This is a genomic window from Methylobacterium sp. J-076, from assembly GCF_022829405.1.
In the GTDB taxonomy this organism is placed as follows: Bacteria; Pseudomonadota; Alphaproteobacteria; order Rhizobiales; family Beijerinckiaceae; genus Methylobacterium.
Genome location: NZ_JAKSXW010000090.1, coordinates 185,872 through 202,187, shown reverse-complemented (window position 1 = coordinate 202,187; position 16,316 = coordinate 185,872). Strand labels below are relative to the sequence as shown.

Here is a 16,316-nt window from a genome sequence, read left to right as displayed (position 1 = left end):
CGCTCCCCGCGCCATGGCGACGGAGCATGCAGCGGCCTAATAGAACAGAGCGCGAACGTTACCCCGCGCCGACGCCGAGCGCAACGAATCGCGCCCGCTCCTCCGGGGGCGCGAGGCCGCGCGGACCCCAGACGTGCCGGTCGAGGAAGTATCCCGTCAAGGTAAACCCTTGCGCAACGCCGTCCGGCCCCGGCGCGCCGCCCTGGTGCAGGAAGCCGGGCAGGGGGAGCAGACGGTCGCGGAACGGCTCCCCGGCGGCGGCGCTCACCGCTCGGCCGGTGCGGGGGGAGACGTAGGCGAGGCGGTCGTTGCCGCCGGTGGCGGCGCAGGCCGACAGGTCGAGGCCGAAGCCCAGTTCGGAGAGCACGGCGAGTTCGAAGCGCACCATCAGCGGCGGCGCCACGGCGGCGTCGTCCAGGTGCTCCACGAGGATGCAGGCCGCCTCGTAGAGGCCGGGATGGGGGTCGCGCTCGGGCAGGAGGCGCATCAGGGCGGCGAGGGTGCCGAGCCCGTAGAGGGCGAGGCCGGAGCCGATCATCCGCGAGACCTCGGAGGCCAGGGGCTCGACCGCGAAGGCGCCGAGCCCCTCGTCGAGCCGCGCCCGCCACGTCACGCGGACGCGGTTGCCCGGCTGGAGCACCGGCTGCATCCGCCGCGAGCGCCCGCCATGCACGAGGCCGAGATGGCGGCCGTGCTCCGCGGTGAGGGCCTCGAGGATGACGCCGCTCTCCCCGTGCCGGCGCAGGCCCAGCACGAGGGCGTCGTCCGTCCATTGCATCCGCGGGATATAGGTGTTTTCCGCGGGGACGCATTAGCTTTGTGGCATGCCACCTCCCCTGCCCCCTTCTTCGCCCCCGCCCGCCCCCCGCGCCCTCGACCTCACCCTCGACCTGATCCGCGCCGCCCATGCGGGGCCGGTGGCCGACGATCCCGCCGCCCTCACGGTGATGACCGACGAGGAGCTTCGGCCGGGGCTGGAGGCGATCGTGGCGGGCCGGGAGGGGGCGGCGCTCTGGGTCTTCGCCTACGGCTCGCTGATGTGGCGGCCGGAATTCCCGGTGGCGGAGCGGCGGCTCGGCACGGTGCGCGGGTTCCACCGCCGGTTCTGCCTGCTGCAGCGACGCTTCCGCGGGACGCCGGAGCGGCCGGGCTTCGTGCTGGCGCTCGACCGGGGCGGCCTGTGCCGGGGCGTGGCCTTCCGCCTGCCGGATGCGGAGATCCGCGAGGCGCTGATGCCCCTCTGGCGGCGGGAGATGCGCGGGCGCGGCTATGTCGCCCGCTGGCTGCCGGTGGAGACGGAGGGCGGCACGGTCTCCGCCCTCACCTTCCTCGCCAACCGCGCCAACGACCGCTACGCCGGCCGCCTGCCGGACGCGGAGATCGCTGACCGGATCGCCCTGGCCTGCGGCCATGCCGGGCCGAGCGCCGAGTACCTGTACCGGACGGTGGAGGCCTGCGAGGCCCTCGGCATCCGCGACCGGCACCTGTGGAGCCTGCAGGCGCTGGTGGCCGCCCGGCTGCGGGAGGGCGTCCATGCCCCCTCCAATCCTCTGCCCCCGTCCTGAGGTGCCGCGAAGCGGTCTCGAAGGAGAATTCCAGGACCCATGGCGCGATCTCTGGAGCGATCTGGGGGGCTCCTTCGAGGCCTGCCGCTCACGCGGGTACCTCAGGATGAGGCGGTGGGTCGGATGGGCCTGGCCGTTGCCTCACACCCAGGCCCGCTTCGTCGCGACGATGCTGCGGGCGCCGGCGTGCTCGGCATCCGGGTTGCGCAGCTCGCGGAAGCCGGGGGCCCGGCCGTCGATGAGATAGACGACGAGCATGAGGCCGAGGGTGATCTTGATGCGCATGGCCACGCCTGAGGACTTAAGCGTGGCTGTGTAGGATCGATCGCTTTTGAATGAGTTGCTGCAGCGCACATCAACCGCAGGCTGAGCGCCCCTTTCCTCCCGTCGTGGTAAAGCGATCCTTCCCGGCCGCCCGGCGGCGTCAAGGATCCAGGACACCCATGCGGAACGTCGCCCCGGCCCTCGCGCTCCTGCTCCTGGCCTCGCCCGCCCTGGCGGCGGGGGGCGAGACGGAGCTGACCGGCGAGGCCACCCTCGGCGGCGAGGCACGCCATGTCACCCTGCGCCTCGCCTGCGACCCCGCCCATGCCGGGCTGTCGGCGGCGCTGACGGTCCCGCGTTACGCGGATCTGGCACCGCGGTTCGACTTCCATGCCTTCGAGGGGCCGGACGGCACCGGCAAGCCCCTCACCGCCCTGCGGGTCTCGGGGGGCAGCGGGGTGCGCAGCGTGATCGCCCCGGCGAGCGGCGCCGTGGCCGCCGACCCCGCCACGAGCTTCGTCCTCACCGTCGCGGGCCCCCGGCGCAGCGAGAACCCGCTCCGCAGCATCGCCGCCGACCTCGCCCGGCCGGACGCGCGGATCACCTGGGCGCAAGCGAGCCCGCGCCCCGGCGACGCCCCCCTCACCGCGACGTTCAGGATCGAGGAGGCGGGCCCCCTCCGCACCGCGCTGGAGCCGTGCTTCGGCCCCTGACGCGGCGTTCTCCCGACCCCCATGCGGGGGCCACCCTCCCCCGCAGAGGGGGGAGGGAGCGCGCGGGGTGGGGGCCGACAGCCGCGCCCGAGGGGGCGCGCCTCAGCTCACCTCCACCTGCGCCACCCCCGGCATGGCCCGGAGCATGCCGGCGACCTGGGGGGTGGCCTGGTACCGGCCCGGCAGGCGGATCTCCACCTCGCGGCCGCCGCCGTCGAGGCGGAGCACCAGGGACACCTCCCCCTCCCCCCGCATGGTCAGGCGGCTCTGCACCGCCTGGATGCCCCGGGGATCCTCCAGATGGATGCGCATGCCCTTCTGGAACCGGGCCACCGCCGCATCCAGGGGCTCGGCGGTCATGATCCGGGCGCGGACGTCCTCGCCCTCCAGGTTGGCCTGGAGCTGGAGCACCAGCGGGCGGCCGGGCTCCAGGATGTCCCGGTAATGGCCGAGACCCTCGGAGAAGATGATCGCCTCGAAATGCGCCGTCCGGTCCGAGAGGGTGACGATGCCCATCTTGTTGCCGGTCTTGGTGCGCCGCTCCGCCCGGTCGAGGACCGAGGCGGCCACCCGGCCGACGCTCGTCGTCCCCGCCCGCACCGCCCGGCAGAAATCCGCCCAGCTCTGCACCCGCAACTTGTCGAGGAGGTCGCCGTACTCGTCCAGCGGATGGCCGGAGACGAAGAAGCCGATGGCCGCGTACTCGCGCTTGAGCGTGTCGGCCATCGGCCACAGCTCGTGGGGCGGGATGCGCAGGCTCACATCCGCCGAGGCGACGCCGCCGAACATGTCGGTGACGCCCGCGGTCTCGGCCTCCACGGCGCTGGCGGCCAGCCGCATCATCGGCTCCACGGCGGCGAAGGCCCGGGCGCGGTCGGGCTCGATGCAATCGAGCGCGCCGGCCTGGACGAGGCTCTCCATGGTGCGCTTGTTGATGAGGCGCGGGTTGAGGCGCCGGGCGAGGTCGGAGAGGTCGGCGAAGGGGCGCTCGCCCCGGGCCTCCACCAGGGCGCGCACCGCCTCCCGGCCGACGCCCTTGATCGCCGCCAGCGCGTAGAAGATCCGGCCCTCCCGCACCTCGAACACCTCGCCCGAGGCGTTGATCGAGGGCGGCTCGACGGTGATCTTCAGGCGCTGGGCGTCCTGCCGAAATTCCGCGATCTTGTCGGTGTTGTCGATGTCCAGCGTCATGGCCGCGGCCAGGAACTCGACCGGGTGGTTCGCCTTCAGGTACGCGGTCTGGTAGGTCAGCAGGGCGTAGGCCGCCGCGTGGCTCTTGTTGAAGCCGTAGTCGGCGAACTTGGCGAGCAGGTCGAAGATCTCGTTGGCCTTGGCCTTCGTCAGGCCGCGCTCCTCGCAGCCCTTCAGGAAGCGGTCGCGCTGCGCGTCCATCTCGGCGCGGATCTTCTTGCCCATCGCGCGCCGGAGCATGTCGGCCTCGCCCAGCGAGTAGCCGGCGAGCACCTTGGCGATCTCCATCACCTGTTCCTGGTAGACGATGATGCCGAAGGTCTCGCGCAGCATCGGCTCCAGCTTGGCGTCCGGGTACCAGGACGCCTCGTTGCCCGCGTCGCGGCCGAGCTTGCGCTCGCAATAGACGGGGATGTTGGCCATCGGGCCCGGCCGGTACAGGGCGACGAGGGCGATGATGTCCTCGAACCGGTCGGCCTGCATCTCGCACAGGGCCTTGCGCATGCCGGCGGATTCCACCTGGAACACGCCGACCGTCTCGCCCCGCTTCATCGGCGCGTAGGTCTCCTCGTCGTCCAGCGGCAGGGAGGCGAGGTCGATGTGGATGTCGCGCTGCTTCAGCAGGTCGGTGCAGCACCGCAGCATCGTGAGGGTCTTGAGGCCGAGGAAGTCGAACTTCACGAGGCCGGCCTGCTCCACCCACTTCATGTTGAACTGGGTGACGCGCATCCCCGTCTTGGGGTCTCGGTAGAGCGGGACCAGCTCTTCCAGCGGCCGGTCGCCGATCACCACGCCGGCGGCGTGGGTCGAGGCGTGGCGGTGCAGCCCCTCGAGCTTCTTGGCGATGTCGATGAGCCGGGCGACGACGGGCTCCTCCTCCATCGCCTGCTGGAGCTTGGGCTCGCCCTCGATGGCCTGGGCCAGGGTCACGGGGTTGGCCGGGTTCTGGGGGACGAGCTTCGTCAGCTTGTCCACCTGCCCGTAGGGCATCTCCAGCACGCGGCCGACATCGCGCAGCACGCCCCGGGCGAGGAGCGTACCGAAGGTGATGATCTGCCCGACCTGCCCCTCGCCGTAGCGCTCCTGCACGTAGCGGATCACCCGCTCGCGGCCCTCGACGCAGAAGTCGATGTCGAAGTCCGGCATCGAGACGCGCTCGGGGTTCAGGAACCGCTCGAACAGCAGGCCGAACCGGAGCGGGTCGAGGTCGGTGATGAGCAGCGACCACGCCACCAGCGAGCCGGCGCCGGAGCCGCGGCCCGGCCCCACCGGGATGTCGTGCTCCTTCGCCCACTTGATGAAGTCCGACACGATCAGGAAGTAGCCGGGGAACTTCATCGAGACGATGACGTCGAGCTCGAAGGCGAGGCGCTTGCGGTAATCGTCCTCGCTGAAGCCCGGCGCCGTGCCGTGCTGCTGCAGGCGCAGCTCCAGCCCGGCCTCGGCCTGCCGGCGCAGCTCCGTCGGCTCGTCGGCGGCCACCGCCTGGGCCACCGCGCCGGAGGCCTCGGCCAGGGCCTCCGCCATCGGGGCCGCCTCGCCCCCGGCGACGCGGGAGAAGTTCGGCAGGATCGGCTTGCGGGTGCGCGCCCGGACGGCGCAGCGCATGGCGATCTCCACCGTCGCGGTGAGGGCGTCGGGGAGGTCGTGGAACAGGGCCGCCATCTCCGCCCGGGTCTTGAAGCCGTGCCGGGGGGTGAGCTTGCGGCGGCGGTCGTCCGAGACGATCCGCCCGTCGGCGATGGCCAGCAGGGCGTCGTGGGCGTCGTAGTCGTCGGGCTTGCGGAAGAAGGTCTCGTTGGAGGCCGCCACGCCGAGGCCGTTCCGGTCCGCGAGGTGCAGCAGGGCCGCCTCGACCCGGGCCTCCTCGGGCAGGCCGTGGCGCTGGATCTCGACGTAGAGCCGGTCCTCGCCGAAGGCCCGCTTCAGGCTCTCCAGCCGGCTCGCGGCGAGTTCGGGGCGGCCGGCGCGCAACGCCGTGTCGAGGGGGCCCCCCGCCCCGCCCGTGAGCGCGATCAGCCCGGGGGACAGGGCCGCCAGGGCATCCGCCGTCACCCGGGGCGCCTCGCCCAGGGGCGCGTCGAAATAGGCCCGGCTCGCCAGCCGGAGCAGGTTGGCGTAGCCGGCCTCGTCCTGCGCCAGCAGCACCACGCCGTGATAGGCCGGCAGGCTGCGCCCGTGCGGGTCGGCCGCCTCGAAGGCGACGGAGAGCTGGATGCCCGCGATGGGCTGGACCCCGTCCTTGGCCGCTTTCTCCGAGAATTCCAGCGCCCCGAACAGGTTGTTGGTGTCCGTCAGCGCCAGGGCCGGCTGCCGGTCGACCACGGCGGCCTTCACGAGGTCGCCGACCTTCACGGCGCCTTCGAGGAGGGAATAGGACGAGTGGACGTGGAGGTGGACGAAGCCGACCTCCTTGAGCTGACGTGTCATATCCGGCCTTGTTCGGGGCCGGAGAGGATCCTCCCCGGGCGACCGGGAGTCGATGCGGCCGGCTCGTCCGCGTCCGGTTTTCCACCGCTCGTGCCCCTGTGGCATCACTTGGCCCCGGGGATCGGCGGAAACCGCCCCGGAACGGGGTCCGGCCTGTGGATAACCCCGTTCCGGGGGGAACCTCCGGCGGTTTCGGCCGGGTCCGTCAATGGATCGGTGCCAGGGCTACGCTCCAGGCCCCCAGCGCCCCGAACAGAATCCCCAGCGCCATGAACTCGACCATCCCGGTCAGGATCGCCCGCTTCAGCATCGCCACCGCCTCCTGCGTCTGTCGGCGCGATTATGTTCTTGTTTTGTTCTAATGGAAGTGGCGATTTACGCACAGGGATAGGGCCGTGCGGATAGGGTGAATGAAGGGTTACGGCGGTTTTCCCCTCCCCCGCTGCTGCGCAGGGTACCCTCCCCCGCAGAGGAGGGAGGGAATGCCGTGGCCCTGACCACCCTTCCCGCCATGACGGCGCGGGTGTCGGCCCCCCTGGGGCGACGGCCCCGAAGCGGGCGGGGCGCCTAATCCAGCGGGGTGATCATCCCGTCCCGGATCGTCACCCGGCGGTCCATGCGGGCGGCTAGGTCGAGGTTGTGGGTGGCGACCAGGGCCGCGAGGCCGGAGGCCCGCACCAGGGACATCAGCACCGAGAAGACATGGCCCGCGGTGCCGGGGTCGAGGTTGCCGGTGGGCTCGTCGGCGAGCAGCAGGCGCGGGCCGTTGGCCACGGCGCGGGCGATGGCCACCCGCTGCTGCTCCCCCCCCGACAGCTCGGCCGGGCGGTGGGAGAGGCGCTCCTTCAGGCCGAGGAAGGTCAGGAGCTCGGCCGCCCGCGCCTTCGCCTCGCCCCGCTTCAGCCCACGGATGAGCTGGGGCATCGTCACGTTCTCCAGGGCGGAGAATTCCGGCAGGAGGTGATGGAACTGGTAGACGAAGCCCATCTCCTCCCGGCGCAGGCGGGTGCGCTCGGCATCGGGCATCCCGGAGGTCGGCCGGCCGCCGATATAGACCTCGCCCCCGTCCGGCCGCTCCAGCAGGCCGGCGAGGTGGAGGAGCGTCGACTTGCCCGCGCCGGAGGGCGCCACGAGGGCGACGAGCTCCCCGGGCCAGATGGCGAGGTCGGTGCCGCGCAGGATCTCCAGCGCACCCTCCGCCTGGGTGTAGCGCCGCTCGACCTGGGCGAAGAACAGGGCCGGCACCGGCTGGGCGCCGGCGGCCTGGGGGCCGGAACTCATCGTAGGGGCCTCAGCCGTAACGCAGGGCTTGCACCGGATCGAGCCGGGCGGCGCGCCACGAGGGATAGACGGTGGCGGCGAGCGACAGGAGCAGGGTCGTGACGACCACCGCCACGATCTCCCGTGGGTTCATCTCGGCGGGGATCTCGGCGAGGAAGCGCACCGTGGGGTCCCAGGCGCCGGGGAAGAGGAAGCGCTGGATCGGCTTGATGTTCAGGGTGATGACGATGCCGAGCACCAGCCCCGACAGCGTCCCCACCACCCCGATCAGCGCGCCGTTGATGAGGAACACCCGCATGATCGTGCCCGGTGTCGCCCCCATGGTGCGCAGGATCGCGATGTCGCTCGACTTGTCCCGCACCAGCAGGATCAGGCCGGAGACGATGTTGAGCGTGGCCACCACCACGATCAGGCTGAGGATCAGGAACATCACGTTCCGCTCGACTTCGAGGGCGCCGAAGAACGTCCGGTTGCGCTGGCGCCAGTCGGTGAGCAGCAGCGGGCGCTCGGCCGCCATCTCCAGGGGCTCGCGCATGTCGCCCACATGGTCGGGGTCGTCCACGTAGATCTCGATCAGCGAGACGTCGCCCTCGCGGTTGAAGAAGGTCTGCGCCTCGGCGAGCGGCATGAAGACGAAGGTCTGGTCGAACTCCGTCATGCCGACCTCGAACACCGCCTTCACGGCGTAGCTCTTGGTCCGCGGGGCGGTGCCGAAGGGCGTCGAGGCGCCCTTGGGGGTCGAGAGGGTGATCGTGTCCCCCGCCTGGAGGCCGAGGGTGTCGGCGAGGCGCTTGCCGATCAGCACGCCGGTGCCGTCGTCGAACCCTTCGAGGGTGCCGCCCCGGACCGAGCTGGTGACGGCGGCCAGGGAATCGAGGTCCTGGGCGCGCACGCCCCGCACCAGCACGCCGGAGCCGCCATATTGCGAGGAGGCGAAGGCCTGCCCCTCCACCAGCGGCACCGCGGCCTTCACCCCCGCCACCTTCGACAGCCGGTCGGACAGGTCCTGCCAGTCGTTGAAGGACCGGTCGATCGGCGTGGCGAAGAGGTGGCCGTTGATGCCGACGATCTTCGAGAGCAATTCGGCCCGGAAGCCGTTCATCACCGAGAGCACGATGATGAGGGTGGCGACGCCCAGCGCGATGCCGAGCACCGAGAAGAAGGCCACCACCGAGACGCCGCCGCCCCGGCGCCGGGCCCGGAGGTAGCGGCCGGCCAGCAGCCACTCGAACGCCGCGAAGGGCGGGGTGCCGGCGCGCATCGCCGCGACGAACCCCGTCGCCCAGTCCGCCGCACGTCCCCTCAGCCGGTCGATGGTCGCGTGCCCCGCCATCGGCCCGCCTTAGATGCGCTTGATGCGCGCCAGGAGATCGACCGCCGCGAGGCTCTCCCGCTCGCCGCCGGCCCGCCGCTTCAGCTCGACCTTGCCCTCGGCGAGGCCCTTCGGCCCGACCACGACCTGCCAGGGCAGGCCGATCAGGTCCGCCGTGGCGAACTTGGCGCCCGGCCGCTCGTCGCGGTCGTCGTAGAGGACGGTGAGGCCCGCGGCCTCCAGCTCGCCCTGGATCCGCGCGCAGGCGGCATCGGTGCCCGCATCCCCGACCTTGAGGTTGATGAGCGCCACGTCGAAGGGCGCCACCGCGTCGGGCCAGATGATGCCGGCCTCGTCGTGCGAGGCCTCGATGATCGCCGCCACCAGCCGGCTCGGGCCGATGCCGTAGGACCCCATATGGACCGGCCGCTCGATCCCGTCCGGCCCGGCGACCTTGGCGCCCATGGGCTCGGAATACTTGGTGCCGAAATAGAAGATGTGCCCCACCTCGATGCCCCGGGCGGAGAGCCGGCTCTCCGCCGGCACCTCGGCGAAGGCGGCCTCCTCGTGCATCTCCTCGGTGGCGGCGTAGCGGGAGGTCCAGGCGTCCACGAGGCCCTGGAGGCCGGCGACGTCCTCGAAATCCACCGTCTCCGGCGGGGTCTCCATGCCGAGATAGGCGTGATCGCAGAACACCGCGCTCTCGCCGGTCTGGGCGAGGATGATGAACTCGTGGGACAGGTCGCCGCCGATCGGCCCCGTGTCGGCGCGCATGGGGATCGCCTTCAGGCCGAGCCCTGCGAAGGTGCGCAGGTAGGCCACGAACATCCGGTTGTAGGCGTGGCGGGCGCCGGCCTGGTCGAAATCGAAGGAGTAGGCGTCCTTCATCAGGAACTCGCGGGAGCGCATGGTGCCGAAGCGCGGCCGCACCTCGTCCCGGAACTTCCACGAGATCTGGTAGAGGTTCTTGGGCAGGTCCTTGTAGGAGCGCACGCTCGCCCGGAAGATCTCGGTGACCATCTCCTCGGCGGTGGGGCCGTAGAGCATCTCGCGCTCGTGCCGGTCCTTCAGGCGCAGCATCTCCTTGCCGTAGGCGTCGTAGCGGCCCGACTCCCGCCAGAGTTCGGCCGACTGCACCGTCGGCATCAGGATCTCGACGGCGCCCGCCCTGTCCTGCTCCCGGCGGATCACCTCGCACACCCTGTTCAGCACCCGCAGGCCGAGGGGCAGCCACGCGTAGATGCCGGCCGATTCCTGCCGCACCAGACCGGCGCGCAGCATCAGGCGGTGGGAGACGATCTCGGCTTCCTTGGGCGTCTCGCGCAAGGTCGGCAGGAAGTAGCGGGAGAGACGCATGATCGCTTCGAACGGGAGCCGTGCGGGGCTCGCGGGCCCGGCGCCGGGCACACAACACGTCACTGTGGCAAAATACAAGCAGATCCTACGCAGGGCGAACGATCGCCCCGCCCCGCTCCGCCGGCGAAGCCTGCAACCGAGGGGTGAGAGTATGGTTCTCCGCTACTGGCAAAAAAGCGCAGATTCTTGCCTCTACCCTGGTGACAGCACGCATTGTTGTTCCTATAAGCAGGCCGCGATGTTTGCGACGCCCGGGAGGGCCGGCGCAGGGTCCGAGTCTCGGGAGGAAAAACCGGCCACCACGCAGGCAATGCGTCGGACAAATGAAGGCCGAAACGACGACCAATTCAAAAGCAAGGCCTTGGGGCCTTGCTTTTTTGTTTTCGCAATCCTTCAACCGATCTTGGCCGTGCGGCCCTGTGCTTCGGCCCGGGGCGTCGCCCCGCTCAACTGCACGTAGCGTCGCCGCGCCCCGCGCAAGCGGGCCCCGCCCCGGTCTCGCGGGGGGAGCGCTTCGGGCCGGTCAGCGGATCCCGGCCTCGGCCAGTTCCCGGCTCCAGCAGGCGGCGGAGATGAGCGCGCCCTTCTCCGTGGAGAAGGCGTAGGGCGAGCGCCGGAGCGCCGTGCCGTCCGGCCGGCGGAGGACCCAGCGGTAGCTCGGCGAGGCGCCCGTGCAGGGGACGATCTCGACGGTCAGGCTCTGTTCGGGCGTGCTGCTCATGGGGAACTAACGGTCGCAGGTGCGATATCGCTCCGCTGCGGCGCGAGGCACAGTGCGGAGGTGTGACCCCGGCGCCACAGGGCTCGGCTGTTCTGCGCGGAACGGACAAGCTGCCACACTCAGCTCGAACCCGACCTGCAAGGATGGCGCATCGCAAAACGAAAGGGGCCGAGGCCATGAACAAGCGCAGCCAGGCGGAAGAGGCGAATGTCGTGGCCTTCCCGGCCCGCCTCGCGGCGACGGTCGCTGACGAGACTGTGGCGTCGGTGATCGAGGTGCTGCAGGACCAGCTCGCCCTCGCCCGCGAAGGGAAGCTGCGGTCGGTGGCGGTGGTCTCGGTCTCCGCGGACGGCGAGGCGGTCGGCACCCAGTGGTCCTGCCAGAAGGGCGACCTCACCAGCCTGATCGGCAAGCTGACCGTGCTGACCCACGACATGATGTCGTCGCGCGAGTAGCGCGCGGCCGCTGCCCGGCCCGCACCCCTGCGGCGAAGCGGTGTCCACGGTCTCCGGACCGCGGGGGCCGCTTTCTCGTTTGCGGGATGCGCCGCGGCCGTCCAGGCAGGACGAGAGGTCCCGCACCGGGGAGGCTTCGGGCTCCTCGGCGGGACATGGGCATTGCGGGGTGAGTATCGCGTGATCTAGCTCACCCGCTGGACCACGCGATCGCAGATTTTTGCGATCTAGAATTATATAAAATCGATTATTACAATTTTCAACTATTGCTAAGCATTCGCAAGCTGCGACTTGATTTTGAATGCTTGCTGTCGGAGCTCTCGAAGTATCTCTGGCGTGACTGGCCAATCCTCCGTATCGAGCTGACGTATAAATTCATCCAGTCCATTGTTTTTGGATGCGATGTGCAGGCGCTTGCGGAGAGTGTCCTCGGCAGGGCAAACGGGATGAACTATCTTATATTCAGCGTCATAGGACGCCCCTGGCCGAAACAGATGAGCAGGGCCGATGTTGAAGCTGCGGCGCTGGTACGCCTTAGGGACGATCCAATTTAGGTCTGCAACGAGCATCCCGGCGCGCTTCAATTCTGAGGCAACGAACGCTTCGCAAAACACCCAATCTTTGGGATCGCCGCTGTGCGTCGGTTCGGTGAGTGGGCCGCTTCGCAGACGACTCAACCGCTCTTCCTCGCGCGCTATCTTAAGATGGTCAACCGCACGATTCGACAGTACAACAAACGGGAAGAATGCCGATATGACTTCGCCATAGCGGCGCGCTGCACCTGCATACCAGTGCCAGCTTGGTCCTTGATTGCTGACATCTATCGAAACCAGATCAATGTTCGGCTCTTGTTGATTCAGTAAGCGGCGCTGCATTTCTTCAATAAAGTCGTTTGCGTTCATTTCGAAATGAACGTCATATTCAATTAATGCGTAGTATTTATACTCACCAATTCGATCTCTCAATATTGGGAACAGGACATCACTCAAGTACATTAGCGTCCCATGCCAGCTGCAGGGAAACCCATTTCGCTCAAAATCGTTGGCAGTTACAGATAACTTGGTATGCTGGTCTCCAAAGTCCAATTCGCCATTCGTTTCGTTCGCGCAAATGTATAAATCAAAATCGTTTGTTTTCGAAAAACTATTTATAAGATCGAGAGTCTTGGGGTCCGTTGAGTGCGCCCTTATGATGACTGCGAGATTCCGTTTTTCATCCTTGCCCATAACTTCTTCTGGGCCGGACGTTGGGCGAAGTGGTTTGTTGCGCTGCATGAGCGTTAATCCATGCCGATAGGGTAAAGATTGCCCGTGCATCGCGTTATCGGTGTGAAAAGAAATCTCGCTATAGCCACGGCGATTGAATTCTGTGACCATCAAGCGCTCGGCTGTTTGGTGTATCCACCCATCAGCCGATTCATAAGACCACGGGACGATCTGCTTGGGGTGGACGTTCGTGTCATGCAACGCAAGTATTGTTTTGTCTGTGACCGAGCCCCACGCCTTAAGTTTCTTAAATAAATCGATTTGCCGCCGAAAGTCGTGACAGTCGAAAAATATCAGGCCAATTTCGAGGCCGCGTAAGTCTTCAGCTACAACATCTTCAATATTTTTATGTATGAAAATGTGATTTTTAGATAAAGTTTCGACATGGTCCATGTCGATGGTGGTCACAGAGCCATGATCGCCGACCGCCTGAAGAAAATTGCGTGCGCTATAACCTGTCTGGCCACCAAGTTCCAAAACGTTCTTGATGCGCATGCACTTGATCGTGGCATACAACACTAACGCTTCATCGTCTTGGATCGGGCCAACGACATTCTGTTCATCCGGTTGATTTAAATGATGCAGATTGTACTTGACCATCTACGGACTCGATGCATTGAGAATGCGACGCACGAAATTTTTACAAGAAAGTATTTCCGAGCAAAATTCTGATAGAAAATTGTCATTTCTACCTTCTTGGTGCTTCACGGAATAATGCAGCTTCAAAAGGGTGGCAAGCCGCGGGAGGGGGGATCCAGCGGGTCGCCAACAAGTGTTAGCGCGGCACACCGCTCGGAAATGGCGGTCCATCGGTTGGACCGCGAAGTTGCCAGCTGTCTGTACTGCTTAGAAACCGCCATGCAGAAAGGGCGCCCCGACCGAAGCCAGGGCGCCCCATTCACCGCAGCCGGTTCCGCCGCCTTACGAACGGCGACCGGCGCCGATCCGCGCGGCGCCGCGCCGCAATCAGGCTTCCCGTGTCAGCGTGGGCGTGATCACCCGACCGTTTGACAGGATCATCACCGGCGTCAGCACCGTTCCGTCCGCGAGCGAGACTTTGGGCGTGAGGGTCGTCGTGGCCATGCCGATCTCCGTGAAAGTCGTCCCAGGACAAGTTTTCCGGAGGGGGGCGGTTCCCAGGTCGCGTCGCCAGGGCGAGGCGCGGCGGGTCGGCCCGGCGCAGCGCGCCCCGCCGCCGCCCATGGTCATCACCGACGGGGGCGAGAGGCGGTCCCGACCCGCCGTGCCATGCGCACCGAGACAATCCCCGACCGCTGGAGCGACGGCGCCATTCCCGCACCCTCTGACCCGGTGCGGGGGTCAGGGCGAAAAGGGATGCGATCTGAGGGGATAGAAAGCCGATGGCTCCCCGAGCAGGACTCGAACCTGCGACAAGGCGATTAACAGTCGCCTGCTCTACCAACTGAGCTATCGGGGATCGCGGGGGTGTCTCTACACAGCGCAGCGGGACCGCGCAAGCCCTGATCGTGCGGATCGCCGCCATCGGGGTGAACGTGGCCGAACGGCCACGCCCGGACGGACGGAGGGGCGGGCGAAGCGGCGCCAGGGGCGGCGGGCACGGGGATGGCCGGACGCGCGAAAAGCCCCGGCCTGGGAGGGCGGGGCGGCGTCACGGCGGCGGCGTGTCAGGAAAAGGCGGTGTCGGGAAAAGATGGAGGCCTCGGAGGGAATCGAACCCCCGTACAAGGATTTGCAGTCCTCTGCGTAACCACTCCGCCACGAGGCCATCGTGTTCGCGGCCGGAGCCGCGCGGGGCCTGGCGGACGGCCCCGGAGGCCGCGTCTCTAGCAGAGGTCGGCCCCGGCAGGCAACGGTGGAGACGCGGCCAATTCAGGTCTGCCACACCCGCGGCATCGGCAGGCCGCGGTAGGCGGTGAGGAACCGGGCGACGCGCCCGCGCAGGGCCCCCACCGCCGGCCCCAGCATCCGCAGGGCGAGGTGGCCGTTCCAGGCGCTCGCGGCGGCCTCGATGCCCTCCCCCGGCCGGTCCAGCCCCTCCAGCGTGGCGCGGGCCTCCTCCAGGCGGCCCTCGGCGCCGGGGGAGGCGTCGAGGAGGGTCGCCGCCGCCCCGGCGCCCCCGCCGATGGCCGGGCGCGCCAGCAGGTCCGAGATCGGCCCTTCGAGGAGCACCGTCTCCGCGTAGGCGAGGCGCCCGCCCCGCCGCACCCGCCACGCATCGGCGAAGAGGCCCTGCGCGATCCGCTCGTGCCGGGCGGCCCGGCCGAACGCCACGATCTCCACCGCCAGGAGCCCCGCCCCCGGGGCGAGGTCCACCGCGAAGGCGCGGCGCAGGCGGGCCCGGTCGAACAGGATCGTCTCCTGCGGCAGCCACGCCAGCCGCCCGCCCTCCCCGATCACGACCCGGTTGTCGATCCGGCTCTCCGGGCCGTCCGACCGGTAGACCTTCTCCGCCGCCGTGGTGGTGAAGACGAGGTCGCTCCCCGCCGCCAGATCGAGATCGACCCGGAAGACGTCGCCGCAGGCGATCCCGCCGGCGGTGTTGACCAGCACCGCCTCCGGCGCGCCCTCCCCGCGGGGGAAGCGCAGCCGCGACGGGCCGGATTCGGCCAGCTCCCGGATCCGGGTCGAGCCGCCCTCCCCCCCTGGGCCGACCGCGAGGCGGACGTTCCCCTGGGACCGCTGCCGGCCCGCGACGTCGTCCCGGCCGCGGCCGGCTGCCCATTCCGGAGGCATCGTCATCACCCGCGCGCTGCCTGTTCCATGGGCAGCGGTTCGGGGGGCGAGGACGGCCTGTCCAGGATGCGCCGGCCGAACAGGCTGGCCACCAGCTCCACCAGCACCCGGGCCGAGCGCCCGCGCTCGTCGAGGAAGGGGTTCAGCTCCACCACGTCGAGGGAGCGCACGAGGCCGCAATCGTGCAGCATCTCCATGATGAGATGCGCCTCCCGGAAGGTGGCCCCGCCCGGCACCGCCGTGCCCACCGCGGGGGCGACGGAGGGGTCGAGGAAGTCGATATCGAGGCTGACATGGAGGTGGGCGCCCTCCGCCGCCGCCCGCTCCAGCACCCGGCGGAGCGGCGCGACGACGCCGAACTCGTCGATCTCGCGCATGTCGGTGACGCCCACCTTCCGCGCACGGACCAGGGCACGCTCGCCGGCATCCACCGAGCGCAGGCCGAACAGGTGGACCCGCCGCGGGTCCAGGGGCGGCGGCGCCGGCTCCCGGAACAGGCCCGAGAAGCCCGGCTCCCCGCACAGGGCGGCGAGCGGCATCCCGTGGACGTTGCCCGACGGCGAGGTCTCCAGCGTGTTGAAGTCGGCATGGGCGTCGAGCCACAGCAACGTCAGCGGCTGGCCGGTGCGGGCGCAATGGCGCATCGCCCCATCGACGGAGCCCAGCGACAGGCTGTGGTCGCCCCCGGCGGCGAGGGGCACGCGCCCCTCCCCCAGGGCCGCCTCCACCGCCGCCGACAGGGCGTGCGCCCAGGCCGCCACCGCCGCCAGCCCGGTGGCGCCGGGGGGCAGGCCGGCGGGGGCGAGGTCCCCCCGGTCCTCGATCTCGTGGCCGAGGTCCCCCAGCGTGCGCACGAGGCCGGCGGTGCGCAGGGCGGCGGGTCCCATCAGCGCGCCGGGCTCGCTGGTGCCGACCTCGATCGGCGCGCCGATCAGGGCGATGCGCCGCCGGGCCTCGTCGGTGTCGCGGGTCATCGGGTCTCTCCTGGGAGGGGCGAGCCCGGCTCTAGCAGAGACCGGACCGCGCCGGGATGAAGGCCGCCCGCGCC

13 protein-coding genes and 2 tRNA genes are annotated in these 16,316 nt (G+C 69.3%); 3 read left to right on the top strand and 12 right to left on the bottom strand.

Annotated elements, in window-relative coordinates:
- Positions 1 to 58 precede the first annotated feature (58 nt).
- Positions 59 to 778, bottom strand: coding sequence for a DNA repair protein RecO (recO, locus tag MKK53_RS08580; RefSeq protein ID WP_243928266.1), 720 nt, complete (start codon positions 776 to 778; stop codon positions 59 to 61).
- 46 nt (positions 779 to 824) lie between these two features.
- On the opposite strand from recO, the gene MKK53_RS08575 reads away from it, so the two are divergent.
- Positions 825 to 1,565, top strand: a complete 741-nt coding sequence (locus MKK53_RS08575) for a gamma-glutamylcyclotransferase (RefSeq protein ID WP_243928265.1) — start codon at positions 825 to 827, stop codon at positions 1,563 to 1,565.
- 141 nt (positions 1,566 to 1,706) lie between these two features.
- Here MKK53_RS08575 and MKK53_RS08570 read toward each other — a convergent pair whose 3' ends face one another.
- On the bottom strand, positions 1,707 to 1,850 hold the full coding sequence (locus MKK53_RS08570) for a hypothetical protein (RefSeq protein WP_238249536.1): 144 nt from the start codon (positions 1,848 to 1,850) through the stop codon (positions 1,707 to 1,709).
- 158 nt (positions 1,851 to 2,008) lie between these two features.
- Here MKK53_RS08570 and MKK53_RS08565 point away from each other — a divergent pair, with 158 nt between their 5' ends.
- Positions 2,009 to 2,542: a hypothetical protein gene (locus MKK53_RS08565; RefSeq protein ID WP_243928264.1), complete on the top strand. Its 534-nt coding sequence runs from the start codon at positions 2,009 to 2,011 to the stop codon at positions 2,540 to 2,542.
- 102 nt (positions 2,543 to 2,644) lie between these two features.
- On the opposite strand, the gene dnaE is transcribed toward MKK53_RS08565, so the two are convergent.
- The 5 genes from dnaE to MKK53_RS08540 form a co-directional block, all read right to left on the bottom strand.
- A complete protein-coding gene (dnaE, locus tag MKK53_RS08560) occupies positions 2,645 to 6,163 on the bottom strand; it encodes a DNA polymerase III subunit alpha (RefSeq protein WP_243928263.1) in 3,519 nt (1,172 codons plus the stop codon).
- A 567-nt stretch (positions 6,164 to 6,730) separates the two neighbouring features.
- Positions 6,731 to 7,444 carry an ABC transporter ATP-binding protein gene (locus MKK53_RS08555; protein ID WP_243928262.1) on the bottom strand — a complete coding sequence of 238 codons (714 nt, stop codon included), beginning with the start codon at positions 7,442 to 7,444 and terminating at the stop codon, positions 6,731 to 6,733.
- Positions 7,445 to 7,454: 10 nt separating this feature from the next.
- Positions 7,455 to 8,705 (bottom strand): lipoprotein-releasing ABC transporter permease subunit, encoded by a 1,251-nt coding sequence (locus MKK53_RS08550; RefSeq protein ID WP_243928310.1) that lies wholly within the window; start codon positions 8,703 to 8,705, stop codon positions 7,455 to 7,457.
- Between the two features lie 81 nt (positions 8,706 to 8,786).
- A complete protein-coding gene (proS, locus tag MKK53_RS08545; RefSeq protein ID WP_243928261.1) occupies positions 8,787 to 10,112 on the bottom strand; it encodes a proline--tRNA ligase in 1,326 nt (441 codons plus the stop codon).
- 523 nt (positions 10,113 to 10,635) lie between these two features.
- Entirely contained in the window at positions 10,636 to 10,833 is a 198-nt protein-coding gene (locus MKK53_RS08540) for a hypothetical protein (RefSeq protein ID WP_243928260.1), read from the bottom strand.
- A gap of 176 nt (positions 10,834 to 11,009) precedes the next feature.
- On the opposite strand from MKK53_RS08540, the gene MKK53_RS08535 reads away from it, so the two are divergent.
- Positions 11,010 to 11,288, top strand: a complete 279-nt coding sequence (locus MKK53_RS08535; RefSeq protein WP_243928259.1) for a hypothetical protein — start codon at positions 11,010 to 11,012, stop codon at positions 11,286 to 11,288.
- Between the two features lie 269 nt (positions 11,289 to 11,557).
- Here MKK53_RS08535 and MKK53_RS08530 read toward each other — a convergent pair whose 3' ends face one another.
- The 5 genes from MKK53_RS08530 to rocF form a co-directional block, all read right to left on the bottom strand.
- The gene (locus MKK53_RS08530; RefSeq protein WP_243928258.1) at positions 11,558 to 13,153 is read right to left on the bottom strand and encodes a hypothetical protein; all 1,596 of its coding nucleotides are present in this window, start codon (positions 13,151 to 13,153) and stop codon (positions 11,558 to 11,560) included.
- A 762-nt stretch (positions 13,154 to 13,915) separates the two neighbouring features.
- A tRNA-Asn gene (locus tag MKK53_RS08525) sits at positions 13,916 to 13,991 on the bottom strand.
- Between the two features lie 235 nt (positions 13,992 to 14,226).
- Positions 14,227 to 14,300, bottom strand: a tRNA-Cys gene (locus tag MKK53_RS08520).
- Positions 14,301 to 14,404: 104 nt separating this feature from the next.
- Entirely contained in the window at positions 14,405 to 15,274 is an 870-nt protein-coding gene (locus MKK53_RS08515) for an urease accessory protein UreD (RefSeq protein ID WP_243928257.1), read from the bottom strand.
- Entirely contained in the window at positions 15,274 to 16,242 is a 969-nt protein-coding gene (rocF, locus tag MKK53_RS08510; RefSeq protein ID WP_243928256.1) for an arginase, read from the bottom strand. Before rocF ends, MKK53_RS08515 begins: the two co-directional genes overlap by 1 nt.
- Positions 16,243 to 16,316 lie beyond the last annotated feature (74 nt).